General features: G+C 64.4%; 20 protein-coding genes. 9 read left to right on the forward strand and 11 right to left on the reverse strand.

The features are described 5' to 3' along the window. Positions 1-134: 134 nt before the first annotated feature. Both lolD and BLT66_RS13685 read right to left on the reverse strand, forming a co-directional pair. Positions 135-857 carry a lipoprotein-releasing ABC transporter ATP-binding protein LolD gene (lolD, locus tag BLT66_RS13680; RefSeq protein ID WP_092758256.1) on the reverse strand — a complete coding sequence of 241 codons (723 nt, stop codon included), beginning with the start codon at positions 855-857 and terminating at the stop codon, positions 135-137. Beyond that, positions 850-2,106 carry a lipoprotein-releasing ABC transporter permease subunit gene (locus BLT66_RS13685; RefSeq protein WP_092758257.1) on the reverse strand — a complete coding sequence of 419 codons (1,257 nt, stop codon included), beginning with the start codon at positions 2,104-2,106 and terminating at the stop codon, positions 850-852. The genes lolD and BLT66_RS13685 overlap by 8 nt, the downstream gene beginning before the upstream one ends. Positions 2,107-2,445: 339 nt before the next feature. Here BLT66_RS13685 and BLT66_RS13690 point away from each other — a divergent pair, with 339 nt between their 5' ends. The 6 genes from BLT66_RS13690 (at position 2,446) to BLT66_RS13715 (ending at position 8,976) form a co-directional block, all read left to right on the forward strand. Further along, positions 2,446-3,327: a helix-turn-helix domain-containing protein gene (locus tag BLT66_RS13690; RefSeq protein WP_092758258.1), complete on the forward strand. Its 882-nt coding sequence runs from the start codon at positions 2,446-2,448 to the stop codon at positions 3,325-3,327. A 125-nt stretch (positions 3,328-3,452) separates the two neighbouring features. After that, complete coding sequence (locus BLT66_RS13695; RefSeq protein ID WP_092758259.1) at positions 3,453-4,181, forward strand: SDR family oxidoreductase; 729 nt, start codon at positions 3,453-3,455, stop codon at positions 4,179-4,181. Beyond that, positions 4,181-5,758 (forward strand): FGGY-family carbohydrate kinase, encoded by a 1,578-nt coding sequence (locus BLT66_RS13700; RefSeq protein WP_255406897.1) that lies wholly within the window; start codon positions 4,181-4,183, stop codon positions 5,756-5,758. The genes BLT66_RS13695 and BLT66_RS13700 overlap by 1 nt, the downstream gene beginning before the upstream one ends. A 53-nt stretch (positions 5,759-5,811) precedes the next feature. Next, complete coding sequence (locus tag BLT66_RS13705; RefSeq protein WP_092758261.1) at positions 5,812-6,879, forward strand: ABC transporter substrate-binding protein; 1,068 nt, start codon at positions 5,812-5,814, stop codon at positions 6,877-6,879. Between the two features lie 7 nt (positions 6,880-6,886). Further along, positions 6,887-7,708 (forward strand): ATP-binding cassette domain-containing protein, encoded by an 822-nt coding sequence (locus BLT66_RS13710; protein ID WP_092758262.1) that lies wholly within the window; start codon positions 6,887-6,889, stop codon positions 7,706-7,708. 8 nt (positions 7,709-7,716) lie between these two features. Continuing rightward, positions 7,717-8,976, forward strand: coding sequence for a sugar ABC transporter permease (locus BLT66_RS13715; RefSeq protein ID WP_092758263.1), 1,260 nt, complete (start codon positions 7,717-7,719; stop codon positions 8,974-8,976). A gap of 73 nt (positions 8,977-9,049) precedes the next feature. Here BLT66_RS13715 and BLT66_RS13720 read toward each other — a convergent pair whose 3' ends face one another. The 3 genes from BLT66_RS13720 to BLT66_RS13730 all read right to left on the reverse strand — a co-directional run bounded on the left by BLT66_RS13720 (position 9,050) and on the right by BLT66_RS13730 (position 14,223). Then, positions 9,050-11,209 carry a LamG-like jellyroll fold domain-containing protein gene (locus BLT66_RS13720; RefSeq protein ID WP_092758264.1) on the reverse strand — a complete coding sequence of 720 codons (2,160 nt, stop codon included), beginning with the start codon at positions 11,207-11,209 and terminating at the stop codon, positions 9,050-9,052. Positions 11,210-11,272: 63 nt separating this feature from the next. Beyond that, positions 11,273-13,285, reverse strand: a complete 2,013-nt coding sequence (locus BLT66_RS13725; protein WP_176955050.1) for a beta strand repeat-containing protein — start codon at positions 13,283-13,285, stop codon at positions 11,273-11,275. Between the two features lie 629 nt (positions 13,286-13,914). Continuing rightward, positions 13,915-14,223, reverse strand: coding sequence for a BON domain-containing protein (locus tag BLT66_RS13730; protein WP_176955051.1), 309 nt, complete (start codon positions 14,221-14,223; stop codon positions 13,915-13,917). Positions 14,224-14,438: 215 nt separating this feature from the next. Here BLT66_RS13730 and BLT66_RS13735 point away from each other — a divergent pair, with 215 nt between their 5' ends. Together BLT66_RS13735 and BLT66_RS13740 are read left to right on the forward strand one after the other, a co-directional pair. Continuing rightward, entirely contained in the window at positions 14,439-14,891 is a 453-nt protein-coding gene (locus BLT66_RS13735; RefSeq protein ID WP_092758266.1) for a DUF2214 family protein, read from the forward strand. Between the two features lie 25 nt (positions 14,892-14,916). Further along, a complete protein-coding gene (locus BLT66_RS13740) occupies positions 14,917-16,212 on the forward strand; it encodes a cation:proton antiporter (RefSeq protein ID WP_092758454.1) in 1,296 nt (431 codons plus the stop codon). Between the two features lie 8 nt (positions 16,213-16,220). Here BLT66_RS13740 and BLT66_RS13745 read toward each other — a convergent pair whose 3' ends face one another. Next, complete coding sequence (locus tag BLT66_RS13745) at positions 16,221-16,559, reverse strand: hypothetical protein (protein WP_143029218.1); 339 nt, start codon at positions 16,557-16,559, stop codon at positions 16,221-16,223. A gap of 174 nt (positions 16,560-16,733) precedes the next feature. Here BLT66_RS13745 and BLT66_RS13750 point away from each other — a divergent pair, with 174 nt between their 5' ends. Then, entirely contained in the window at positions 16,734-18,254 is a 1,521-nt protein-coding gene (locus tag BLT66_RS13750) for an aminotransferase-like domain-containing protein (protein ID WP_255406898.1), read from the forward strand. Positions 18,255-18,280: 26 nt separating this feature from the next. Here BLT66_RS13750 and BLT66_RS13755 read toward each other — a convergent pair whose 3' ends face one another. The 5 genes from BLT66_RS13755 to BLT66_RS13775 all read right to left on the reverse strand — a co-directional run bounded on the left by BLT66_RS13755 (position 18,281) and on the right by BLT66_RS13775 (position 24,035). Further along, positions 18,281-19,165 carry an SMP-30/gluconolactonase/LRE family protein gene (locus BLT66_RS13755; protein ID WP_092758269.1) on the reverse strand — a complete coding sequence of 295 codons (885 nt, stop codon included), beginning with the start codon at positions 19,163-19,165 and terminating at the stop codon, positions 18,281-18,283. Between the two features lie 118 nt (positions 19,166-19,283). Continuing rightward, positions 19,284-20,045, reverse strand: a complete 762-nt coding sequence (locus BLT66_RS13760) for an SDR family NAD(P)-dependent oxidoreductase (protein ID WP_255406899.1) — start codon at positions 20,043-20,045, stop codon at positions 19,284-19,286. A gap of 44 nt (positions 20,046-20,089) precedes the next feature. Next, positions 20,090-22,243 carry an alpha-galactosidase gene (locus tag BLT66_RS13765; RefSeq protein WP_218922609.1) on the reverse strand — a complete coding sequence of 718 codons (2,154 nt, stop codon included), beginning with the start codon at positions 22,241-22,243 and terminating at the stop codon, positions 20,090-20,092. A gap of 5 nt (positions 22,244-22,248) precedes the next feature. Beyond that, on the reverse strand, positions 22,249-23,100 hold the full coding sequence (locus tag BLT66_RS13770; protein WP_092758271.1) for a carbohydrate ABC transporter permease: 852 nt from the start codon (positions 23,098-23,100) through the stop codon (positions 22,249-22,251). Continuing rightward, positions 23,100-24,035, reverse strand: coding sequence for a carbohydrate ABC transporter permease (locus tag BLT66_RS13775; RefSeq protein ID WP_218922610.1), 936 nt, complete (start codon positions 24,033-24,035; stop codon positions 23,100-23,102). Before BLT66_RS13775 ends, BLT66_RS13770 begins: the two co-directional genes overlap by 1 nt. Positions 24,036-24,057 lie beyond the last annotated feature (22 nt).

Raw genomic sequence — 24,057 nt, forward strand, 5'->3', positions numbered from 1 at the left:
CTCCTGCGCTTTGCATGTGATGGCCCCCTGGCCTGCTGTCGATGGACACACAGCGCGCCGCTGCGCCGTGATCCCGATACAAAAATACACAATTCACCAGTGTACGTCCGCACAGGAATGGTGCAACAGCGGGTTTACAGAAGCGAAGCGTAGCCCGGGCTGACGGGCTGGGCCGTATCCAGCACGGCAAACTGTCCTTGGTTCAAACGCAAAGTACGGCCACAGCGGGCGGCCAGCGACTCGTCGTGGGTGACCAGCACAAAGGCCGTGCCCTGGTCGCGCGCCAGCTGCAGCATCAGGGCAAATACGCCGTCGGCGGTGCTGCGGTCCAGATTGCCAGTGGGTTCGTCGGCCAGCACGCAAGCCGGCTGGGCCACCAGGGCGCGGGCGATGGCCACGCGCTGGCGCTCGCCGCCGGACAGCTCGGCCGGCCGGTGGTGGATGCGCTCGCTCAGGCCTACGCTTGCTAGTATTTTGGTAGCTTGCTGCGCAGCCTCGGCGCGCGGCATACGCCGAATCCATAGCGGCATGGCAACGTTGTCCAGCGCGCTGAACTCGGGCAGCAGGTGGTGGAACTGGTAGACGAAACCCAGGTGCTGATTCCGCAGCTGGCCCTGCTCGGCCGGGCCCAGACTGGCCAGGTCCTGGCCATGCAGCAGCACCGAGCCGCTGGTCGGCGCGTCCAGCCCGCCCAGCAAATGCAGCAGCGTGCTCTTGCCGGAACCGGAGGCTCCCACGATAGCCACGGTCTCGCCGGCAAACACCTGCAGGTCCACGCCCTTGAGCACGGTCACATCAAGCCGGCCCTCAGAAAAGCGCTTGGTCAGGCCGTTGGCCTGGAGAACTAACTTACTCATATCTCAGAGCCTCGGCAGGATTGACGCGGCTGGCGTGCCAGCTGGGATAGATAGTGGCCAGGAAGGCCAGGATCAGCGATATCACCGCGATCGGCACGATGTCGGACTGCTGCGGCTCGCTCGGCATGCGGCTGATGAAGTACACCTCTTTGGGCAAGAAGCTGGCGTGGAACAGCTGCTCCAGCGCCGGCACGATGACGTCGATGTTGAAGGCGATGCCCAGGCCCAGCGCCAGGCCGGCGAAGGTGCCCATCACACCAACCATCGCGCCCTGCACCATGAAGATACCCATGATGCTTTTCGGGCTCGCGCCCAGGGTGCGCAGGATGGCGATGTCGGCGCGCTTGTCGGTTACTGTCATCACCAAGGTACTGACCAGGTTGAACGCGGCCACGGCGACGATCAGGGTCAGGATGATGAACATCATGCGTTTTTCCAGCTCGACGGCGGCGAACCAGGTCTTGTTCTGCTGGGTCCAGTCGCGGATCAGCAGGTTGCCACTGAGGCTGTCAGCCAGCTGCTGCGCCACCTGGCGCGCCTGGTGTAGGTCCTGCAGGCGCACGCGGATGCCGGTCGGGCCTTCCAGGCGGAAGATGCGCGCCGCGTCGTCCATGTGCATCATCAGTAGCGCCGAGTCGTATTCAAAATGGCCGGAATCGAAGGTGCCGACCACCGTCATCTGCTTCAGCCGCGGCACCACGCCGGCCGGTGTCACCTGGCCACTGGGCGCGATCAGGGTCACCGGGTCGCCCTCGCGCACGCCCAGGCTGCGTGCCAGCTCGGCACCCAGCACCACGCCGAACTGGCCGGGCACCAGGCGCTCCATCACCGCCTTGGGCAAGGCCACGGCCAGGTCGGTAACCTCACCCTCGTGCGCCGGATCTATGCCCCGCACGATAGTGCCCTTCATGTCGTCACCGCGCGCCAGCAATGCCTGGCTTGCTATGAAAGGTGCTGCACCGATGACAGCCGGGTTGCGCTTCACCTCGGCCAGGGTCTTGGCCACATCGGGCAAGGCCTCGCCGTTCGGGGCGAACACCTCGATGTGTGCGACCACCGACAGCATGCGGTCGCGCACCTCTTTCTGGAAGCCGTTCATCACGCTGAGCACGATGATCAGCGCCGCCACGCCGAGGGCAATGCCAAGCATGGAGACGCCGGAGATAAAGGAGATGAAGCCGTTGCGCCGGGTGGCGCGGCCGGCCCGGGTGTAGCGCCAGCCCACCAAGAGTTCGTAGGGGATTTGCATGGAGCGGTAGAGAGCGAAAACAGCGGCGATTGTGGCATTCCGCCTGCAAGGCCTGCTCGGCAAGGGCAATTTGCTATGCAAACAATAGCTTCCTGCGCAGGTAGTAGCTGCGCTAGAGGCCTAAAACACTTGAAATTTACCGCGCATTCCCACCGCGTTTTCTAAAGCACTGATACAAACTAAGTGCTTACCCTATAAGCCAAAAAAGTATCAGAGATGCGCGGCTTGCGCAGTAGTAAGCCCAGGGGTGGCTGGCTAAGCTACAGGCATTCGCACAGAGGATGCAGCAGGCTTAGGGTCTGCGCTCCGCTGCAACCATAACCACAGCCGGAGACCGTGATGTCCCCTTACCTCGAACTGGTAGGCATTCAGCAGCAGGAGTCCTTCAAGGTCTGGACGCACGGCTATCCGTATGAAACGGTGCGCTGGCACTTCCACCCCGAGTACGAGCTGAACCTGGTGACCCATACCTCGGGCCGCTTCTACGTGGGCGACCACACCGGCACCTTCGAGCCCGGCCAGCTGTACATGGTGGGGCCGAACGTGCCGCACAACTGGATCAGCGAAGTGCCGGACAACCAGCCCGTACCCGAACGCTGCCGGGTGCTGCAGTTCTCCGGCAAAAGCATCATGGGTGGCATCGAGGCCTTTCCGGAGCTGGGCCAGCTGGAGCGCCTGCTGGTGGATGCACAGCGCGGCATCCTGTTCTCCAATGCCACCTCGACCAAGGCCGCGCCGCTGATGGAAGAGCTGCTGCACGCCAAGGGCTTCCAGCGCGTGCACAAGTTCCTGAGCCTGTTGGAGATTCTGGCCACGGCCCACGACAGCACCTTGCTGGCCACGCCGACCTTCCGGCCCGACCCGCAGGGCTACCAGTCGTCCACCATCAACCAGGTGCTCAGCTACCTGGCCGAGCACCTGGACGAGCAGCTCAGCGAAGCCGACCTGGCGCGCTATGCGGGCATGGAGGCCAGCGCCTTCTCGCGCTTCTTCCGTCGGCATACCGATGTGCCCTTCATCCAGTACCTGAACCGGCTGCGCATCAACAAGGCCTGCGAGATGCTGATCTCCAGCGACACGCCGGTCACCGATGTCTGCTACGCCTGCGGCTTCAGCAATGTGTCCAACTTCAACCGCCAGTTCCTGGCGCAGAAGACCATGCCGCCCTCCAAGTTCCGCCAGTACTACCGCCTGAACGATGACTGCGAGGCGCTGGGCTAGCGCCCCCTCGCCACCCCACCCCGCTCTCTGCAAGCGGCCGCCCGATGGCGGCCCGGGCGGAGCTTTGCCCAAACCTTTTAAGCACCAACCGACATGAACACCAACCGCCTCTGGAGACAAGCAAAATGAAGCAAGCACTCGATGGAAAGGTCGCGGCCGTCACCGGCGCCGCTTCCGGCATAGGACTGGAATGCGCCAAGGCCATGCTGGCCGCCGGTGCCACCGTATTCCTGGTCGACCGCGCCACCGAACGGCTGGCGGCGCTGTGCGCAGACCTCGGCGAGCGCGCCATTCCGCTGACGGTGGATCTGCTGGACAGTGCCAGCGTCGCCGCCATGCTGCCGTCTATCCTGGCCCGCTCCGGCCAGCTCGACATCTTCCATGCGAACGCCGGCGCCTACGTCGGCGGTGAGGTCGCCACCGGCGACCCCGATGCCTGGGACCGGATGCTGAACCTGAACATCAACGCCACCTTCCGCTCGATCCACGCGGTGCTGCCGCACATGAAGGAACGGCGTACCGGCGACATCATCGTCACCAGCTCGATCGCTGGCCTGGTGCCGGTGATGTGGGAGCCGATCTACACCGCCTCCAAGTTCGCGGTGCAGGCCTTTGTGCATACCGTGCGCCGCCAGATCGCGCCGCACGGGCTGCGCATAGGCGCCGTCGCCCCCGGCCCTGTCGTCACCGCGCTGCTCGACGACTGGCCCAAGGCGAAGATGGAAGAAGCCCTGGCCAACGGCAGTTTGATGCAGCCCCAGGAAGTGGCCGACGCCGTGCTGTTCATGCTGACCCGGCCGCGCACGGTGACGATCCGCGACCTGGTCATCCTGCCGCTGACCGTGGATCTGTGATGACCAGCCCTATGACCGCCCGCGACTGCGTCATCGGCGTCGACATCGGCACCCAAAGCACCAAGGCCGTGCTGGTGCGCGCCGACGGAACCATCCTGGCCCAGTACGCCCAGAGCTACCAGGTCGAAACGCCAAAACCCCTGTGGGCTCAGCAGTGGCCGGATGTCTGGCTCGATGCTGTAGTTACATGCATAAACGGGGTTCTAGCGCAGGTAACACCTGCACAGGCTGCTATCAAAAGTATATGTGTGAGCAGCCTGTACGGCGGCAGCGGCATACCGGTGGATGCGCGGGGCGAGGCGCTGTATCCCTGCCTGATCTGGATGGACCGGCGCGCCCAGGACGAGGTGCACTGGGTGCGCGACCACGTCGACCTGGAGCGCCTCTTTGATATCACCGGCAACGGCGTGGACAGCTACTACGGCTACACCAAGATGCTCTGGCTGCGCGAAAAAGAGCCAGCCGTGTGGGCCAAGACCCAGCAGTTCCTGCCACCCAACAGCTATGTGAATGCCCGCCTGACCGGCGAGGTGGCGGTGGACCATAGCTCGGCCGGGAATATCGGCGGCGTGTACGACGTGAAGGCCCGCAGCTGGTCGACCGAGGCGCTGGAGATGCTGGGCATTCCGCACAGCATGATGCCCGCGCGCCTGGTCGAATCCAGCGGCGTGGTCGGCCCGCTGCTGCCGGCCTGGGCCGAGCGCCTGGGCCTGCCCGCAGGTATTCCTGTGGTGGCCGGCGGCGTGGATGCCGCGGTGGCCACGCTGGCTGCCGGCGCGGCCCAGCCGGGCAACCATGTGGCGATGATTGGCACCAGCATGTGCTGGGGCACGGTACGCCCCAGCGTGGATGCGCGCCACGGCCTGATCAGCATGCCGCATGTATTCAACGGCGGGCAAGATCTGTACGTGTTCGGCGGCGCCATCGCCGCCGGCGCATCGGTCACCTGGTTCCGCGAGACTTTTTGCCAGGCCGAGGTCGCCGCCGGCAAGGCGCTGGGTGTCGACCCGCACAGCCTGCTGGAAAAAGACGCCGTGCTGCTGCCACCGGGCAGCGACGGCCTGCTGTTCCTGCCCTATCTGATGGGCGAGCGCAGCCCCGTGTGGGACGCGCAGGCCAGCGGCAGCTTCGTCGGCCTGGGCCTGCACCACGGCCGGCCGCACCTGTACCGCGCGGTGCTGGAAGGCGTGACCTACGCGCTTCGCCACAACATCGAGGCCGGCGTCAAAGGTATTGCCCAGTTGGACGAACGCCTGGTGGTGGTCGGCGGCGCCAGCCATTCCGACATGTGGATGCAGATCATTGCCGACGTGACAGGCCGCCCGGTCTACACCCTGGCCGATGACGTGGAGGCCTCGCTAGGCGCAGCCATGCTGGCGGCCTTTGGCGCCGGCCTGATAGACGCAGATGCGGTGCGCCGTGGCTGGGTGACGCCGGTGCTGCGCACCGGGCCCGATGCCGCAGCCCACGCCGCCTACAACGACTTGTTTGCCCAGTACGTAGACCTGTACCCCACGCTAAAGCCGGCCATGCACCGACTGCGCCGAACTACCCAAGGAGAGACACCGACGAGATAAACCCCGCCTTTGTTGAATTGCCACTTTAAAAATTACATCCATAGGAGATAGACATGCACAAACTCACACACGCTGCCGCACTGGCCACCCTGGTTCTCGGCACCACCGCGGTCTACGCACAGACCATCACGCCGGCCAAGATCGCATTCCTGATGCCCGACCAGTCGTCCACCCGCTACGAAGAGCACGACAAGCCTGGCTTCGTGGCCGAGATGAAGAAGCTCTGCGCGGCCTGCGAAGTGCTGTACCAGAACGCCGACGGCGACGCATCGCGCCAGCAGCAGCAATTCAATTCAGTGGTGTCGCAGGGCGTGAAAGCCATCGTGCTGGACCCAGTGGACTCCACCGCCGCCGCCTCGCTGGTCAAGCAGGCCCAGGCCAAGGGCATCAAGGTTGTCGCCTACGACCGCCCCATCCCCGACGCCAAGGCCGACTACTACGTGTCGTTCAACAACGAAGGCATAGGCAAGGCGATTGCCGACTCGCTGGTGGCCCGGCTGAAGGCCAAGGGCGTGTCGCCCAACGACGTGGGCCTGCTGCAGATCAACGGCTCGCCCACCGACGCGGCTGCCGGGCTGATCAAGAAGGGCATCCACTCCAGCCTGGACAACAGCGGCTACAAGATCCTGGCCGAATACGACACGCCGGACTGGGTGCCCGCCAAAGCCCAGCAATGGGCCAGCGGCCAGATCTCGCGCTTCGGCAAGAAGATCATCGGCGTAGTAGCTGCCAATGACGGCACCGGCGGCGGCGCGATTGCGGCCTTCAAGGCAGCCGGCATGAACCCCGTGCCCTTGGTCTCGGGCAACGATGCCACCATCGCCGCGCTGCAGCTGATCATCGCCGGCGACCAGTACAACACCATCTCCAAGCCCAGCGAAACCGTGGCCGCGGCCGCCGCCCAGGTAGTAGTGAAACTGCTGGCCGGCGAAACCCCGAAAGCCGAGACCACGCTGTACGGCACGCCGTCGCAGCTGTTCGTACCCGCCGTGGTGACGGCCGAAAACCTGAAGGCCGAAATCATCGACAAGATGGTCAGCGGCAAGCCGATCCAGACCCCGGCCGTACTCTGCGTCGACCGCTATGCGGACGGCTGCAAGAAACTCGGCATCACCAAGTAAACACACCATGGCTGCACAACCAATACAACACCCTGCTGCTGGACCCACGGCCCGCGAACCGGTGCTGCGTCTGCGTGGCGTCTCCAAGCGCTTCGGCGCGGTGGCGGCTCTGACCGATATCGATCTCGACGTGCATGCGGGAGAGGTGGTTGCCTTGGTTGGCGACAACGGTGCGGGCAAGTCCACGCTGGTCAAGATCCTGTCCGGCGTGCACCAGCCGACCACCGGCAGCATGCACTTCTGCGGCCAGCCGGTGACCCTGGCCGACCCCGGCGCCTCCTTGGCGCTGGGCATCGCCACCGTGTTCCAGGACTTGGCACTCTGCGAAAACCTCGACGTGGTGGCCAACATCTTCCTGGGCAAGGAGCTGAGCCCGCTGCACTTGGACGAGGTCAGCATGGAAGTCACGGCCTGGAAACTGCTGAACGAGCTGTCGGCGCGCATTCCCAGCGTGCGCATTCCGGTGGCCTCGCTGTCCGGCGGCCAGCGCCAGACGGTGGCCATCGCCCGATCTTTGCTGCTGAACCCGAAGCTGATCTTGCTCGACGAGCCCACGGCAGCCCTCGGCGTGGCCCAGACCGCCGAGGTGCTGGACCTGATCGAACGGGTGCGCGACAAAGGCCTGGGCGTGGTGATGATCAGCCACAACATGGAGGACGTGCGCGCCGTGGCCGACCGCATCGTGGTGCTACGCCTGGGCAAGAACAACGGTGTGTTCGCGCCCGACGCCTCCAACCAGGAACTGGTCAGCGCCATCACCGGTGCCTCGGACAACTCCGTCTCGCGCCGCTCCGGTCGGCGCCAGGCCCAACTCAACCAGACAGCATAAGAACCACCATGACAAGCGCAAACCACACCACGGCATCCGCCACACCGCTACTCGACCGCAGCGACGAACGCTACAAGGTGGACGCCGGCGTGATGGGCACCATCCGCACCTTCATCGACCGCGTGCGCGCCGGCGACCTGGGCTCGCTGCCGGTGGTCGTCGGGCTGGCGATCATCTGGACCGTGTTCCAAAGCATCAACCCAATTTTTCTGTCCAGCCAGAACCTGATCAACATGCTGTTCGATGCATCCACGATTGGCGTGATCTCGCTGGGCATTGTCTGCATCCTGATGGTCGGCGAGATCGATCTGTCGGTGGGCTCGGTCAGCGGCTTCGCCTCGGCCATCGTCGGCGTGCTGTGGGTCAACCAAGGCTGGCCGGTCGGCCTGGCAATCGCCGCGGCTGTCGCTACCGGTGCCGCTATCGGCCTGCTGTATGCCCAGCTGTTCAACCGCTTCGGTATGCCCAGTTTTGTCTCGACCCTGGCCGGCCTGCTGGCGATTCTGGGCGCGCAGCTGTATGTGCTGGGCGGCACCGGGTCCATCAACCTGCCCTACGACTCGCCGCTGGTGAACCTGGGCCAGTCGGTCTTCATGCCGGCGTGGTTGGCCTACGCGGTGGTGGCACTGGCCGGTGGGGTGATGTTCCTGTCCGGCTTTCGCACCGCGGCCCGCCGCCGCAGTGTCGGCCTGTCGACCGAGTCGCTGCAACAGCTGCTGCTGCGCACGCTGGCCATCACCGTGGTGCTGGAGCTGATCACGCTGTACTTCTACCAGGACCGCGGCATCCCCTGGATGTTCGGCATCTTCATGGGCCTGGTGGTGGGGCTGGACTACCTGCTGAAGCGTACCCAATGGGGCCGCATGGTCAACGCCGTCGGCGGCAACCGCGAAGCCGCGCGCCGTGCCGGCATCGACGTGCGCAAGATCTACAGTAGTGCGTTTGTGCTGTGCGCCGTGCTGGCGGCTTTCGGCGGCGTGCTGGCATCCTCGCGCCTGGCCTCGGCCAGCCAGCAGGCCGGCACCGGCGACGTGAATCTGAACGCGATAGCAGCCGCCGTCATCGGAGGCACCAGCCTGTTTGGCGGCCGCGGCAGCGCGTACTCGGCACTGCTGGGCATCATCGTGATCCAGTCGATCTCCAGCGGCCTGACCTTGCTGGACTTGTCGTCATCGCTGCGCTACATGATCACCGGCGCGGTGCTGGCGATTGCCGTCATCGTCGACTCGCTGGCCCGCCAGTCGCGGGTATCGCACGGCCGCGCTTGAGCCCTTCAGATGTAGGCGGCCACGCACCAAAAACCGAGGCGGGTGGCCGGCAGGCGTTCAACGCCGGTTTCGGCTACATCAGTGCGGTGATCTCCGCGGCGCTGAGAGCGCCGCGATAGATGCGGAAGTCCTGCACACGGCCCTTCAGATAAGGGTCCGGGTACTGGGACCGGCCAATCCAGTTCTGTGTCGTGCTACCAAGGCGGAAGGGAGCGAGCATCATCGCCGTGTTGGTTCCGACCACGCTGCCATTGACGTAGAGAGTGCCAACTGTGCCGGAAAGGGTGACGGCAACATGCACCCATTGGCCGGTGGGCAATGCCGCGCTGCCATCGATCACCTGCTCGTTGTAGGCATGCACGGTGGCGATGGCGTAGCGGACAACGCCACTGCCGTTCCGGGGCGTCAGGAACATAGAACGCCGGGTACCCGAGCCAAAGTCGAAGATCCGTGCCCAGGTCCCTGCGGCATCCACGTACACCCAGGTTGCAATACTGAAGTCTGCAAGGTCGGCAACCACCCCGTCGGGCAGGCTCACATAGTCATCGACCCCGTCCAGAGACACGGCATGGTCGGTGCGCCCCACCACCCACAGCGGCCCATTCACCAAGGTGCTGGCGTACCCGTTGCCGCTGGCATCGGCCGCCGTGGTTCCGCTGGTTTCGTTGAACCGCAGCCGCGCCAGCAGTTCGGGCGTGAAGATGGCCTTAGCCTCTGCGGAAGGCGCGGTTTCGCCGGCTGCGGTAGTGGCCGTCACCACGTAGTAATAGGCAGCCGCACCGTCCACATTGGTGTCTGTGTAGGTGAGCAGGTCCGTGATGCCGGAAGCGATGGTGGCTGTGTAGGGGCCGCCCTGGTTGGTGCCACGCTTGACGGTGTAGCTGGTGGCACCGGGGACACCCCACCACGACAGGATGGCTTGCGGGCCGCTGCATTGCGCGGTCAACCCGCTCGGACTGGTGGTGAGAGGCTCGCGCGAAAAGGTCAGCGTGCCAAAACCCAGCTGGTCGCCATTACCGCCATCCCGCTCCGGATGCAGCTGCGCCACCTGCAGCGCACAGTAGGGCGCCGCAATACCGCGGCGGCCCGCGTAATGGTTGTAGACCGACTCCCAGACCGGACGCACACTGCCCTGCCCGGCTGTAGACAATTGCGTTTGCGCGCCTTGCTTGTTCTTGTTGGTCAGGTACGGCATCGCGTAATACGCGCCGTTGGCGTCCAACAAGTTGGTCTTGGCCACGTACTCAGCACCGGCCAGAAAGCGGCTGTTCTCATAGCCGTACATATCGTCGCCCTGGTTCCAGGCCATCTCGCAGAACGCGCCTGCCAGCCCAATACCCAGTGTGCAATGGCCCTGGTCACGCCCGCTTTCCTGCCATTGGCCGAGGTAGCCCGTATGCACGTGGTAGACGGCTTCCAGCCCGGCGCCGTTGCCCTGCCCGTTCTTGTAGTAAGCCATTGCTTCATCGTAGATATCCACACGGTCGCAGAGCACACCGACGGCCAGGATACAGGCCAGGGCGCACTGGTCCCAGTTGGCCCAGTAGTTGGTGATCTCCGCACCGTTGTGCCGCACAAGAAAGTCGCTGCTGAGCGGGTAAAACACCGTAAGCATCATGTTCTGGAAGCGCGCGAAATCCGCCGCAGCCCACCCGGAGTAGCTGCGCATGATCTCGGCGGCATTGGCGAACTGGTAGCCGTAGATGCCAGCGGCCAGGAAGCGGTCGGCGTTGCCGGTCACAGTCTTCAACGTGGACGACCATGCGTTGAGGAAGGTCACCGCCAGATCGGCGTAGCGGGTATCGCCCGACACCTGCCAGCGCAAGGCGAGCTGGTAGGCCCGCGAAATATCGATGTACATCTGCGCGAAGTTCTGATCGGTGCCGCCCCGCACCACGGTTTCCAGGGCGCGCGGGCTCGCGCCTAACTGGGAGCGCCCGTTGGAGGTCAGGGCATTCCATCCGTCGGTCCAGGGCTGGGCGAGTGCCGCCACCTTGGAACGCATGCGCTCAAAGTCGGCGTCCGTGTGCAATAGCCCGGGATGCACGAATACCCTCGCCGCAGCCGCCTCCGTGCTTGATTTTGCTGACGTGGTATCGGATGCCATCGCAGTGGATTCCGCCGAGACGGAGGCACCGCCGCCGCAGGCAGGCAGGCCCAGCACACCAAGGCCAGACAAAAACATGCGCCGCGAAACGCGGTCTACTGTCTGACACGGCTTCAATTTTTCCATGGTCGCTTTCCCCGGGGAGTTGGAATGAGAGAGATGGCAGCGGGCACATCTCGGTGACAGGCCTTACTGGACGATGACGTAAAAACTCGTCGCATCCTGCCCGCCCAGCACGGATGCGCCATTGCTGGTGATGCTGCTGAATGCACCGCTGACGCTGGCGGCATTGACCAGCACCAGCTTCTGCCCGCTGGTGTAGCTGCCGGTGATATTCAATGTCAGCGTGCCGCCGAGCACGGCCGCGCCAGCCACCGTCAGCTGGTCAAAATTGACGCCCGGGTTGGAGCCATCGATAGCAAGGGTCAGGTTGCCGCCGTTGCTTTGCTGAAAACCTCCACCCATCGCCAAGGCCCGCGTGCTGGTCAGCGCCAAAGCGCCGTTGTTGACCACGCTGCCGGTACCCAGGGCATTGCTGCTGCCCGCCAGCAGCGTGCCGCTGTTGATGGTGGTACTGCCGCTATAGCTGTTGTTGCGCAAGGTGGTGGTGATGGCGCCGTTATGCACCAGGCTGCCACTGCCGCTGATGTTCGACAGCGTGATGTTGGTGCTGGTGTTTTGGATGATCAGTTGGCCCACGTTGACGATGGCATTGGTCGAGAGCCCGCCGGTGGACTCGGCCGTCAACAGGCTGGAGTCCCCCGTATAGGTGGCTTGCAGCACGGTCGTCTTACCTGTGGGGCGCACGGTGATGTAGTTCAGAGGCACGGTGGTGCCCGCACCCAGCCGCAAGATGGCATTGGCGCCGATGGTGGTGGTGCCGTTGTAGTTCTGGGGCTGGGCAAAGGTCACATCGTTGCCGGCCGTGCCCATGATGGTCACATTGCCCACGCCGATGGCGCCCGTCCTGTTGGGGCCGCCACCGCCACCGGTGATGCCCACGTTCAGAGTCACCGCGCCGTTGTAATTGAAGGCCAGCGTGCTGCCACTGTGCAGATTGATGTAAGCGTTTTTGGCACCCAGGGCCGGGGACACCTCGGCAGGCGACGGAGCCGATGGCAAGAAAAAATTATTATGCGTGCCGTCGCCCCATTGCACCGTGCCCCCGCCCGCTTCGATATTGATGCCACGGTAGCTGCCGTCGTTGCCGTTCACGTCGTTGGCCCCACCGCGGTAGATCACCTTGGCAAAATTCAGACTGGCATCGCTCAACCCCGGATCGACCAGGTTGGGACTGTTGTGCGGGCTGTTGTCAGTATGGCTGTAAATGCCGGACATGACGATGGTCGAACTGCCGATCGGGTGGAAGTTGATGTCGCCACCAAAGGCCGCCTCGTAGATATTCTGCGCGACCTTCACCACGCTGCCCGGCGGGCTCCAGACCAGCCACGAACCCTCGTTCAACACAGCTTTTGCATTAGGCAGAGAGGCGGCCACGTGGTTGCTGCCGAAGTCGTGCCCAGTGCTCAGCGACAAGACGCCTTCGAATGCATTGAGCCCGCGCATCGAATTGCCGCCCCAGACATTGACGCCTTGCAAGACCGGGCCGCTGCCACTGATTTCGCCCAGCAGGATGAATTGCGCGCTGCTGAGCACGATGCTGCCGTTGTTGAGGATGTTGTTCAGATTGACTTCGCCGTTGAGCAGGCTGGCGGCGTTCAGGCTGTCCGAAGTGGCGATGATGTTGGGTGCGTTGTCGGCCCTGGTGTTGGTGCCGATGTGCAGCGTCACCCCCGCATTGATGGTCAGCACCGGCGGGTTGGTGCCAGCGATGTCGAGCCTATAGCCCCCGGTGGCGCTGGTCTTGGTGACCACCTGGACCTGCTGCGCATCCGGCAAGGTAAAGGTGCTGGCCTGGGTGATGATGAGGGTACTGGGGCTGCTGGTACCACCGGTCGCCGCCAGAACCAGCGTTCCCTTGCCAGAAATCACCCCGGTGTAGGTAGAGGAACCCACCGGCAGGCGGATGATTGCATCGCCCGTGAGGGTGACATTCTGGTTGGCCAGAACTGCGGCGGTGATATCGGTGGCACTGCGACCATCGGCTGTAGTCGCGCTGCCTGAGCCGCCACCGCCACAGGCGGACAGGCCCAAGACGCCCACGCTGTACAGAAAGCTGCGACGCGAAAGCCCATAAGTCATCTCGGCAGGCGGCTCACATGCTGCTGGCGACCCGGTGGCGGAGCACCCGACAAGCGCTGGAACCTGTTTAGCGGTTTGATTCAGCTTCCCGTTCTTTACGCGCATGGGCTTCCTTGGATTACGTGCCGATAAGGCTTAACTACGACAAAGTGCTGCATTGCCAAGCGCCGCCAGACCTATTCCAATCTGCGTGAAACAGTTACATACAGAGCACTTTCAATGCAGGAATTTGTGACAAATTTTGTCTTAAGGGAAATGACTTGATAGCGTAAATGTCAGACGCCCAACCCACTGAATGGTGATATCCGTCACGACTACCCAAGTAAATTTCTTCTCACAAGTTTGCATTTCAGATATTTCTGAAAAACAAGCTTGACGGAAATAGCAAACTCTGGACCAACATGGCTTGTCTTTACAAAAACAATGAGACTACGCAAAGATTAGTAGCTCACATATTTCAGAATATGTAACAAAACTATTCCGGATAGACACAGGCATGGTGCAGACGAAAAAAAAGCCTCTGCACAACCCACGGTTGCGGCAGAGACCTATAACCCGGCCACGCCTGGCGCACCCTAGGGGCGCACCGGGCGTTCCGGTCACTGGAGAAGATGAATGCGGTTTGCGGTTTACTCGTTGCTGTCGCTGGAGAAGGTGCGTACCGAGCTATAAGCGTTGTGCACGCCAGGAACCTTGCTGGCCACAAAGCGGGCCTTGGCTTCTTCTTGCGGGCCTTGGGTCCAGCCGTGCAAAGTGACGTTGCCGTTGTTGGCAGTGACGGTCAGGTTGCTGGCATCGCTGCCCAGCGTATTGCTCAAGCTGGACTGCACGGCAGTAGCCAAGTCGGCGTCATTGGTAGCGGCTTGGGCAGACATGAAAGGGCCGGCGGCCAGGGCGATCAGGGCGGCAGCAGCGATGCGGTTGATAGAGCGTGTCATGGTGAATCCTTTGGGTTGTTTGTTGCGATGGGGTGATCTTCCCAAGCCGGGGTCAACACCGTGTGTCGGAAACGCGTACTTGTGTTGCATCTGTCATGGAGAATGTCATCGATTGATGGCTTGCTATTAAATTTGCAGCTGCTTGCGCAATAACCATATGCGCTAGCAACCAAAAGTCCTCCATACTCCGGCCATCGCCCTCCCAGGAGACCTGCATGTTGACCAGCGCCCTGTTTGCCTTCTTGCACTTCGCTGCGGTGTTTGGCATCTTTGCCACGGTGTTCGCCACCTGGCTGCTGCTGCGCCAGGCGCCGACCTGCGCCCAGGCCCGGCAGATCCAGGTCTGCGACCGCTGGTACGGCCTGTGCGCGGCCACTGTGCTGGGGGTCGGCCTGCTGCGGGTCTTCTATTACGAGAAGGGCGCGGCCTTCTACGCGGGCAATCCCTTCTTCGGCTTGAAGATGGCCTTGTTTGTGGTCGTCGGCCTGCTGTCCATCTACCCTACCGTGCAGTTCATCCGCTGGGGCGCGCAAACCCGGCAGGGCTTGCCGCCCGTGGTCAGCGCGCAGCAACTGGCGCGGCTGCGCGGCCTGCTGGGTCTGGAGCTGGCCTTGCTGCTGGGCGTGGCGCTGTGTGCGGCCCTGATGGCCAAAGGGGTCACGCTATGACTTGCTGCGCCAAGCGCCTGCAGCCATGAATGGACCTACCGCCTTCACCCTGGGCTGCATCGTGGTGGGGGCGCTGCTGATCGCCATGACGCTGGGCGGTTCGTTCATCAGCCGCCTGCCCCTGAGTTCGGCCATGCTGTACCTGGGCGTGGGCATCGCCATCGGCCCCTGGGGCCTGGGCCTGTGGAAGCTGGATGCGTTGAAAGACACGCAGCTACTGGAACGCTTGACCGAGGTGGCGGTACTGATCTCGCTGTTCACCGCCGGCATGAAGCTGAAGCTGCCTTTGAAAGACCGGCGCTGGTGGATTCCGCTGCGGCTGGCATCCGTGTCCATGCTGGTCACCGTTGCGGCGGTCACCGCTATCGGCATCTGGCTGCTGGACCTGCCACCCGGCGCCGCGGTGCTGCTGGGCGCCATCCTCGCGCCCACCGACCCGGTGCTAGCCTCGGACGTGCAACTGTCCGACCCGGGCGACGGGGACCGCCTGCGCTTTGGCCTGACCGGCGAAGGTGGCCTGAACGACGGCACTGCCTTCCCGGTGGTGATGCTGGGCCTGGGCCTGCTGGGCCTGCACGACCTGGGCGCCAATGGCTGGCGCTGGGCCGCGGTCGATGTACTGTGGGCGATTGCCGGCGGCCTGGCCCTGGGCAGCCTGATGGGCGCACTGCTCGGCCATGCGATCCTGTACCTGCGCACCCGCCACCAAGAGGCGCTGGATGCCGACGAGTTCATCGCCCTGGGCCTGATTGCGCTGACCTATGGCCTGGCGCTGGCCTGCCAGACCTACGGCTTTCTGGCCGTGTTTGCCGCCGGGCTGGCGTTGCAGCGGGTTGGCGAAAAAGCAGCCGCCCCGGCCAGCGAGTCCACGCCCGACTTAGAGCCAGCCCCACCCACGCCGGCCGAAATGATGCTGGCCGTGCAGCGCTTCAACAGCCAGCTGGAGCGCTTTGTAGAAGTCGGCATCGTGCTGGCCATAGGCGTGCTGCTGGCGACGGTGCGCTTCCGGGCTGAACTGCTGTGGTTCATTCCCCTGCTGTTTCTGCTGGTACGCCCACTATCGGTATTTACCGGCTTGCTGGGCACGAAGGTGCTGGGTGCGCAGCGCCGCCTGATGGCCTGGTTTGGCATACGCGGCATAGGCTCGCTGTACTACCTGCTGTATGCCATTACCCACGGGCTGCAGCCCGCGCAGGCCGAGCAGCTGTTGTCGATCACCGTGGGCGTGGTCGTGGCCTCCATCGTGGTGCACGGCATTTCCGTGACACCCTTGATGCACCGCTACGAAGCCCGCAAGAAAGCCCGGTCGGGCGCTTCCTAGCCTGCCGGCTACGCCGACCGCGCCGTCCGCCCGAAGCACAGCCGCGCCAGGGCCGCAGGCCAGGTCCACCGGCTACGGGTAGACACCACCACCCGCGCAGCGGCCAGCGCCTCTATCTCGACCCAGCCGGCGGCCAGCCGCTGCCGCTCTCCGGCCCGCAGCAGCAGCGGCGCATCCACCCACAGCCCGGCCAGGTACTCGCGCCGGTGCACGCATACAGCGCCCTCGGCGACCATGATCTCCGCCCCCCGCGGTAGCGGCTGCCAGCTGCGCTGTGCGGCCGGCAAGTGCAGGGTCAACAGGGGCCTTAGGGAAGTAAGGGCAGTAAGGGCAGTAAGGAGCGGCATACAAGACCTCTTTGTGAAAGTAGCTGTAGCGTAGAAATTCCAGCCGCCATCGAACAGCCACAGACCGCCGCCATCTGTTACGCAACAGTTCAGAAAATGCGCATCTGTTATGGTCTGTTTTGCTTCCGTCTGTACCTGTTCAGTCCACCCCCGGCCCCGCATGATGGAGGGCCTATGACCATGCCCGCAGCCCACGCCTCCCCGCCCAAATACCAAAGCCTGGCCGAGCACTACCGCAGCGCCATCCAGGCCGGCAGCCTGCTGCCGGGCCAGCGCATGCCCTCGCTGCGCGAGCTGATGCGCCAGCATGCGGTCAGCCTGTCCACCGCCATGCAGGTCTGCCGTCTGCTGGAGAGCGAAGGCACGCTGGAGGCCCGGCCGCGCTCAGGCTACTTTGTGCGGACACCCGAGCGTTCGCGGCTGGCGCCGGTGAACGACCCACCGATGCAGCGCGCACCCGACCCAGCCCAGTACGTGGGCATCCACACCAAGGTGTCGGAATTCCTGGCGCTGGGCCGCATGCAGCGCTTCAAGACCAATCTGTCCACCGCCCGCTGCGCGCCCGAGCTGTATCCCAGCCAAGCGCTAAACCTGGCCGCCCAGCGAAGCCTGCGGCAAGACCCCGAGCAGCTGGTGCGGGCCGCGCCGCCACAGGGCTGCCTGGAATTCCGCGAAGTGCTGGCCCAGCGCGCCATGGGCGCCGGCATGCACTTGTCGGCCAACGACATCCAGGTCACCAATGGCTGCACCGAGGCGCTGAACCTGGTGCTGCGCGCCGTAGCCCAACCCGGCGACACGATTGCGGTGGAGTCACCCACCTTCTACGGCCTGCTGCAGACCCTGGAAAGCCTGGGCCTGAAGGCGCTGGAGATCCCCACCAGCCCGCGCACCGGCATCTCGGTGGACGCAGTGGAGCTGGCGCTGCGCAACACCCAACGCATCAAGGCCGTGGTGGTCATCCCCTACCTGCAAAACCCCACCGGCAGCATCATGCCCAACGCCCACAAGCAGGCGCTGCTGCGCCTGTGCCAGCAGCACGATGTGGCCTTGATCGAAGACGATACCTACAGCGCGCTGGTGGACGACAGCGTGCTGCGCGAAGAGCCGCTGCGCGCCATCAAGTCCTGGGACGACAGCGGCCACGTGGTGTACTGCGCCTCGCTGCACAAAAGCCTGGCACCCGGCCTGCGCCTGGGCTGGGTCAGCGCCGGGCGCTGGCAGGCGCGGGTGGAGATGCTGAAGTTCGCTGCCTCGCGCAGCAACGAGCGGCTGGCGCAACGTGCCGCCGCCAGCTTCATAGGCTCGGCCGCCTATGACCGCTACCTGCGCCGGCTGCGCGGCATCCTGGCCACGCAGCGCACCCAGACCGCCCAGGCAGTGGCCAGCTACTTCCCGCCCGGCACCCGGCTGACCGTGCCGCGCGGCGGCCTGTCGCTGTGGGTCGAGCTGCCGCACCAGCTTTCGGCCACCGCGCTATTCCACGCGGCGCTGGCCGAAAACATGGTGATCGCGCCCGGCACCATCTTCACCAATTCGAACCGCTTCGAGAGCCATCTGCGGGTCAACTGCGGCTGGCCGTTCACGCCCGAGATCGACCACGCATTTGCGCGGCTGGGTCAGATGGTGGCAGCATTGGCTGCGGAAGGAAAATCAGCAGAAAAAGTGCCTGCAGCGCTGATTAAATCAGCGCGATAAGCTATCTTTTAAATAGCGACCAGCGGTTAACCCCAGACCGCCGGCACCAGGCCGCGCACGCCGGTGCGCAACACAAAGGCCGATCCTGCCAGCGGCTGCTCGGACAGTTGCTCGGCCGACAGGCCGGCCCGGGCGCTGGTGACCAGCATCAGGTCCAGGTTCTCGCCGCCGAACGCCACATTGGTGATCTGACTGGCGGGTAGGTTGATGCGCTGCAGCTCGTCGCCGGCCAGGTTGAAGCGGCGCAGGCAGCCACCGCCCCAGAACGCCACCCACAGATGGCCTTCGGCGTCGAAGGTCATGCCATCGGGTTCGCCCTCTTCAACCGCAAAGCGCTTCCACAGGCTCTTGCCTTGCAGCTGGCCGTTGGCACCCAGGGTGTAGCGGTAAATGCTGCGCAGCAGGCTGTCGGTGTGCAGCATCACCGTGCCATCGGCCGAAATCGCCGGGCCGTTGGCGATGTGGATGTTGCGCTCGGCAATCTCGATGCGGCCGTCGGGGTGCAGGCAGGCCAGCTGGCCCAGCGGCTGCTGGGGGTTTTCATGGTGCATGGAGCCGGCCCAGATGCGGCCGGCGGGATCGGCCTTGGCGTCGTTCAGGCGCAGGCCCGGCTGGTCGGGGTGCGGCGAGCCCAGGCGCTCGATCTTCAGCTCGGGCTCCAGGGTCAGGCGCACAAAGCCCGACTGGAAGCCGGCCACAAAGGCCTGGCCATCGGCACAAGGCACCAACCAGCCCACCTTTTCGGGCACGAGCCAGGTCTGGCGGGTATCGGTGCTGGGCGCCCAGGCGTGCACTGCCTGGCCCAGGATGTCGACAAAGAAGAAGCGTGCGCTGGCGGCATGCCAGAGCGTGCCCTCGCCGAGTTGCAGGTTCGCGGGCCAGATGGGGGTGGCGGTACAGGGCAGGGGCATAGTGCGCAGGGTGCTACAGTTTTCAACTACTAAAAAGATAGCTGCCAGCGCATATTGAATATGCGCTGGCAGGCTGTTTAATTAGTGGTATTTTGGCTCTAAAACAAGAATTCAGGCCTCAGGTCCAACCCGCATCCACCACGAAGTCCTGGGCGGTGACCATGCTGCTGTCGTCGGCCGCCAGGAACAGCGCCATGTTGGCGATGTCGGCACCGACGATGCGGCCGGGCAGGCACTGGTTGTCGTCCATGGCGCGCTCGCCTTCGGCGTCGACCCACTGGGTCAGCTGCTTCTCGGTCATGATCCAGCCGGGGGTCAGAGTGTTGACGCGGATGTTGTCCGGCCCCAGATCCCGCGCCAGGCTGCGCGACAGGCCTACCGTGGCCGACTTGCAGGTGGCGTACACCGGGTAGCCCTTGCCCTTGATCTTCCAGCTGGTCGAGCCTAGATTGACGATGACCCCGCCGCCCAGGCGCCGCATACCCGGCACCACGGCCTGCACGGCGAAGAAGTGCGGCCGCAGGTTGACGGAGACGCGCCAGTCAAAGTCGTCCGGCGTCACGGACATGATGTCGTGGCGCTGGTCGTTGGCCACGTTATTGACCAGCACGTTGATGTCGCCATGGGCGCCGGCCGCTTGGGCAATCGCCGCCTGCAGCGCCGCCACATCGGAGGCTTCGCTTTGCAGGAACAGCGGCGTAGGGCCCACCGCGCTGGCCTCGGCCACCACTTTGGCGGCCGACTCGGCATTCCGGCCAGTGAACGCCACCTTGGCGCCCTGGCGGGCAAAGCCGACCACGATGTCGGCACCGATGCCCGAGCTGCCGCCGGTGACGAACACGCTGCGGCCCTCCAGGCTGGGGTAATGTGCGGTTTTCAAAGCAATGCTCCTTGGTCTGTCTGAATAAAAAAACGCGTGCCTGCTCAGCCCTCTGAGGCAGGCACGCTGGAGAATGAATAAACAAGAGCCGACTCGGGGTGCATCACCGGCACTGGCCAGCCCACCTGGGCCAGTTCCTCGCCCTGCACCCGCCCGCCGCCGCTGCGCAAGGCATCGCCCCACACGTCAGGCGCATCGCCGCGCGCCCGTGCCTGGCCGGCACTGCCCAGCAGGCGCGCCTGCCAGGCCCCGCTACCGGCCAAGGACGGCAGGCGCAGGCCGGGCTGGTAGCTGTAATTGGGTGGCGAGACGGTGAACACGCCGAGCACTGCCTGCCCAGCCGTCTGGACCAGCCACCAGACCACGCCATCCACCGTGCGGCCCTGGCTGAAGCGGCCGCTATGCAGTACCTCGCGCAGCGACTTGTGTAGCGCGATCCAGTGCGCCAGGGTGGCGCGGTCGGCCTCGCCCAGTTGGCGCACATCGGCCTCTACGCCCATGTGGCCAAAGCAGGCCACGGCGCAGCGGAAAGCCATGCTCTGGCTGCGGCCGGTGGCATGGGCCGGGGCCGGGCCGACGTGGCTGCCCATCAGCTCCAGCGGGAATAGGCGCGCGGCGCCGCTCTGTATCGCCACCCGGGATACGGCGTCGTTGTTATCGCTGGTCCACAGGCGCTGGGTGTGGCGCAACATGCCCAGGTCGGCACGGCCACCGCCGGACGCACAGGTTTCAATTTCCAGCTGCGGATGGGCGGCGCGCAGCCGCTCCAGCAGCGCATATAGGGCCGGGATCTGGCTGCGCATGGCCAGGCGGCCGTCCTGCCCCGCGGCGTGCGCAAAGATGCGGTTCATGTCCCACTTGAGATAGGCAATCGGGTGCGCGGCCAATACCGCGTGAAGCTTGTCGAACAGGTAGGCGCTGACCTCGGGACGCGACAAGTCCAGCACCAGCTGGTTGCGGCCCAGCACCAGTGCACGGCCTGCCAGCTGCAGCGCCCAGTCGGGGTGGGCGCGGAACAGCTCGCTGTCGGGGTTCACCATCTCGGGCTCGACCCACAGGCCGAACTCCATGCCCAGACTGTGCACATGGGCGATCAGCGGGCCCAGGCCCTCGGGATACTTGGCCGGATCGGGCCACCAGTCGCCCAGGCCGGCGCGGTCGTCCTTGCGGGCCGGAAACCAGCCGTCGTCCAGCACAAAACGCTCTACGCCCACGCTGGCCGCGGCCCGCGCCAGGTCGAACAAAACATCGGCCTGGTGGTCGAAGTACACCGCCTCCCAGGTATTCAGGTGCACCGGCCGGGCCCGCATGCGGCCGCCGGGCCACTGCAGCACCTGGCTGCGGATATAGCGCTGCAGCCGGGCGCTGGCGCCGTTCAAACCAGCTTTGGACCAACCCAGGTGCAGCAGCGGGGTCGCCAGGCTGGTGCCGGGTGCCAGCTGCACCTCGCCCGGGGCGAACCATTCGCCGGCTTGCAAATTCAGCCGGCCGTCGTCGGCGCGGTCCAGCGCGAAGCGGTGGTTACCGCTCCAGGCCAGCTGCGCGGCCACCACCTCGCCGGTGTGCTCTCCCGCATCGCTGGCCAGCACAAACACTGCAGGCGGCGCCTCGTGCGAACTGCGGCCGCTGCGGTTGTCGCGCTGCCAGCCCACCTGGGGCACGGCCTGCCGGGTCCATTGGAATTCATGCGACCACTGGCCGTGGAAGCTGCCCAGTTCCTGCAGCGCAGCCGGCATCGGTACGGTAGCGCTGGCCAGATGGTCGAGGGTGAGCGGCGTGCTACCGGTGTTGTGCAGCACGCTGTGCAGGCTGAGCACATCGCTGTCGGCGCACAGATGCAGAAAGAGCTGTACCGAGATGCTGGCAACCGCGTCCTCCAGCGTCAGCTGCAGGGTCTGCGGATCGGGCTGGGCGAAGCCGGTGGCGCGCAAATCTTGCACCGCGTCCAGGCCGGCGCGGTGCACGCGCAGCGCCGGCGCGCCCAGCTCGCCATTGCCAAAGCAGGGCAGCACGGGCAGGCCACCCAGGCGGTCCAACGTGCCCGGCGCCAGGCGCTGCAGCCGCGCCGCCGGCCAGGCATGCAGCAGTAGCGTATCTGGCAGCCGCGCGCCAAAATGCCGCCACACCGGCATCTGGCCGAGCGCAAATTCCAGCACCACCGAGACGTTCTGCCCATCCAGGCGCAGCAAACGGGACATCGCCATCAGCCCTTGGTGGCACCGAAGGTCAGACCGGCGATGAAGTGTTTTTGCATCAAAAAGAAGATCAGCACCGGCGGCATGGCAGCCACGATGGAGCCGGCCGACACCAGATGCCACTGCGCCACCCACATGCCGTTCAGCGACTTCAACCCGCCGGTCACCGGCATCGCGTGGTTGCCCTGGATCAGCACCGTGGCCCAGAAGTAGTCGTTCCAGATGAAGGTGAACACCAGTACCGCCAGCGCCGCCACCGCCGGGCGCACCAGGGGCAATACCACCTTGAAGAAGATCTGGATTTCTGACGCGCCCTCGACCCGCGCGGCCTCGATCAGCTCGCGCGGCAGCTCGCGGATGAAGTTGCGCATAAAGAAGGTGCAAAAACCGCTCTGGAAAGCGATGTGGAACAGCGCCAGCCCGGTGATGCTGTCGTACAGGCCCAGGCGCAGGCTCAGGTCGCGCACCGGCACCATCAGAATCTGGAACGGCACGAAATTGCCGCCCACGAACAAAAAGAACACCAGCAGGTTCAGCTTGAAGCGGTACACGCCCAGCGCAAAGCCGGCCATGCAGGCCAGCGTCACCGCGCCGATGACGGTGGGAATGGTGACCAGAAAGCTGTTGATGATGTAGGCCGCCAGCGGGGTCTTGCTGAACACCGCGGAGTAGTTCTCGACCAGCCGCCATTCGGTGGGCAGGCCCCAGTAGTTGCCGGTGTTCAAGTCAGCGGCGCCGCGAATCGAGGTAACCGCCACGGCAATGATGGGCAGCAGCCAGACCAGCATGGCCACGGGCAGGCCCAGGCGGTACAGCAGCTGGGTCGTGAGGCTGGTTTTTTGGATCGGGGTAGGGAACATTATTCGGTTTCCTGCTCTTGTTTGTAGACTCTACGCAGGACAAAAATGATGTAGACCAGCATCAGTAAAAACAGCACTGTGGCGATAGCTGTGCCATAGCCCATGCGGTAGCCGTATTCGCTCAAGGCCTTCTCATACATGTAGTAGGCGAGCACCCGCGACTGGCCGAAGGGCCCGCCCTGGGTCATGATGGAGACCATGTCGAAGCTGCGCAGCGAGCCGACCACGGTGACCACCACGGCGATAAAGGTGGCAGGGCGCAGCTGGGGCAGCACGATCTTCCACAGCATGGTCCAGCCCTTGGCGCCTTCCAGGCGCGCGGCTTCGATCAGGTCCGGGCGCAGGTTGTTTAGGCCGGTCAGGTACAGAATCATGCAGTAGGCGATCTGCGGGTACAGGCCGGCGATGACGATGCCGTAAGTGACCAAGGTGTCGTCTGACAGGATGGCGATAGGCTCCATGCCGAAGAAGCCCATCACGTGCAGCAGCACGCCGTTCGTGGGGTCGTAGAACCAACTGAACACCAGGCCGATCACCACCTGCGAAATCACGAACGGAAAGAAAAACAGCGACTTCGCCAGGCGGATGCCGAACACCTTCTGGTTCAACAACAGAGCCAGGCCCAGGCCCGCGGGAATCGCCAGCAAAAAGCCGAAGAACCAGATCACATTGTTCTTCAGCGCAATATAAAAGTCCTCGTCACCAGCCAGCTCTACGTAGTTGCCAAAGCCTATGTACTTGGGCGTGCCCAAGCCGTCCCAGTCGTAAAAACTCAGCGCGATCGACTCGAAGATCGGGCCGATCACGTACACGCCGAACATCACCAGCGCGGGCAGCAGAAACAGCCATGGCACCACGCTGATCTGGTGTTTGGACCACCAGCTGGCAGCGGGTGGGGCGAGTGGAGCAATGGGTTCGGAGGATGGGGTCATCATGCAGTTTCCTGACCGGGAGACC

Origin of the sequence: Rhodoferax sp. OV413 (genome assembly GCF_900104385.1) — a bacterium.
Taxonomy (GTDB): Bacteria; Pseudomonadota; Gammaproteobacteria; order Burkholderiales; family Burkholderiaceae_C; genus Rhodoferax_B.

Bases quoted from the DNA above. Each gene is read 5' to 3' on its own strand.
- BLT66_RS13690 (WP_092758258.1), top strand. From the start codon at position 2,446: ATGTCCCCTTACCTCGAACTGGTAGGCATTCAGCAGCAGGAGTCCTTC.
- BLT66_RS13720 (WP_092758264.1), bottom strand. From the start codon at position 11,209: ATGGAAAAATTGAAGCCGTGTCAGACAGTAGACCGCGTTTCGCGGCGC.
- BLT66_RS13745 (WP_143029218.1), bottom strand. From the start codon at position 16,559: ATGCCGCTCCTTACTGCCCTTACTGCCCTTACTTCCCTAAGGCCCCTG.
- BLT66_RS13710 (WP_092758262.1), top strand. From the start codon at position 6,887: ATGGCTGCACAACCAATACAACACCCTGCTGCTGGACCCACGGCCCGC.
- BLT66_RS13750 (WP_255406898.1), top strand. From the start codon at position 16,734: ATGACCATGCCCGCAGCCCACGCCTCCCCGCCCAAATACCAAAGCCTG.
- BLT66_RS13695 (WP_092758259.1), top strand. From the start codon at position 3,453: ATGAAGCAAGCACTCGATGGAAAGGTCGCGGCCGTCACCGGCGCCGCT.
- BLT66_RS13715 (WP_092758263.1), top strand. From the start codon at position 7,717: ATGACAAGCGCAAACCACACCACGGCATCCGCCACACCGCTACTCGAC.
- BLT66_RS13735 (WP_092758266.1), top strand. From the start codon at position 14,439: ATGTTGACCAGCGCCCTGTTTGCCTTCTTGCACTTCGCTGCGGTGTTT.
- BLT66_RS13700 (WP_255406897.1), top strand. From the start codon at position 4,181: ATGACCAGCCCTATGACCGCCCGCGACTGCGTCATCGGCGTCGACATC.
- BLT66_RS13755 (WP_092758269.1), bottom strand. From the start codon at position 19,165: ATGCCCCTGCCCTGTACCGCCACCCCCATCTGGCCCGCGAACCTGCAA.
- lolD (WP_092758256.1), bottom strand. From the start codon at position 857: ATGAGTAAGTTAGTTCTCCAGGCCAACGGCCTGACCAAGCGCTTTTCT.
- BLT66_RS13725 (WP_176955050.1), bottom strand. From the start codon at position 13,285: ATGACTTATGGGCTTTCGCGTCGCAGCTTTCTGTACAGCGTGGGCGTC.
- BLT66_RS13740 (WP_092758454.1), top strand. From the start codon at position 14,917: ATGAATGGACCTACCGCCTTCACCCTGGGCTGCATCGTGGTGGGGGCG.
- BLT66_RS13775 (WP_218922610.1), bottom strand. From the start codon at position 24,035: ATGATGACCCCATCCTCCGAACCCATTGCTCCACTCGCCCCACCCGCT.
- BLT66_RS13730 (WP_176955051.1), bottom strand. From the start codon at position 14,223: ATGACACGCTCTATCAACCGCATCGCTGCTGCCGCCCTGATCGCCCTG.
- BLT66_RS13705 (WP_092758261.1), top strand. From the start codon at position 5,812: ATGCACAAACTCACACACGCTGCCGCACTGGCCACCCTGGTTCTCGGC.
- BLT66_RS13765 (WP_218922609.1), bottom strand. From the start codon at position 22,243: ATGTCCCGTTTGCTGCGCCTGGATGGGCAGAACGTCTCGGTGGTGCTG.
- BLT66_RS13770 (WP_092758271.1), bottom strand. From the start codon at position 23,100: ATGTTCCCTACCCCGATCCAAAAAACCAGCCTCACGACCCAGCTGCTG.
- BLT66_RS13685 (WP_092758257.1), bottom strand. From the start codon at position 2,106: ATGCAAATCCCCTACGAACTCTTGGTGGGCTGGCGCTACACCCGGGCC.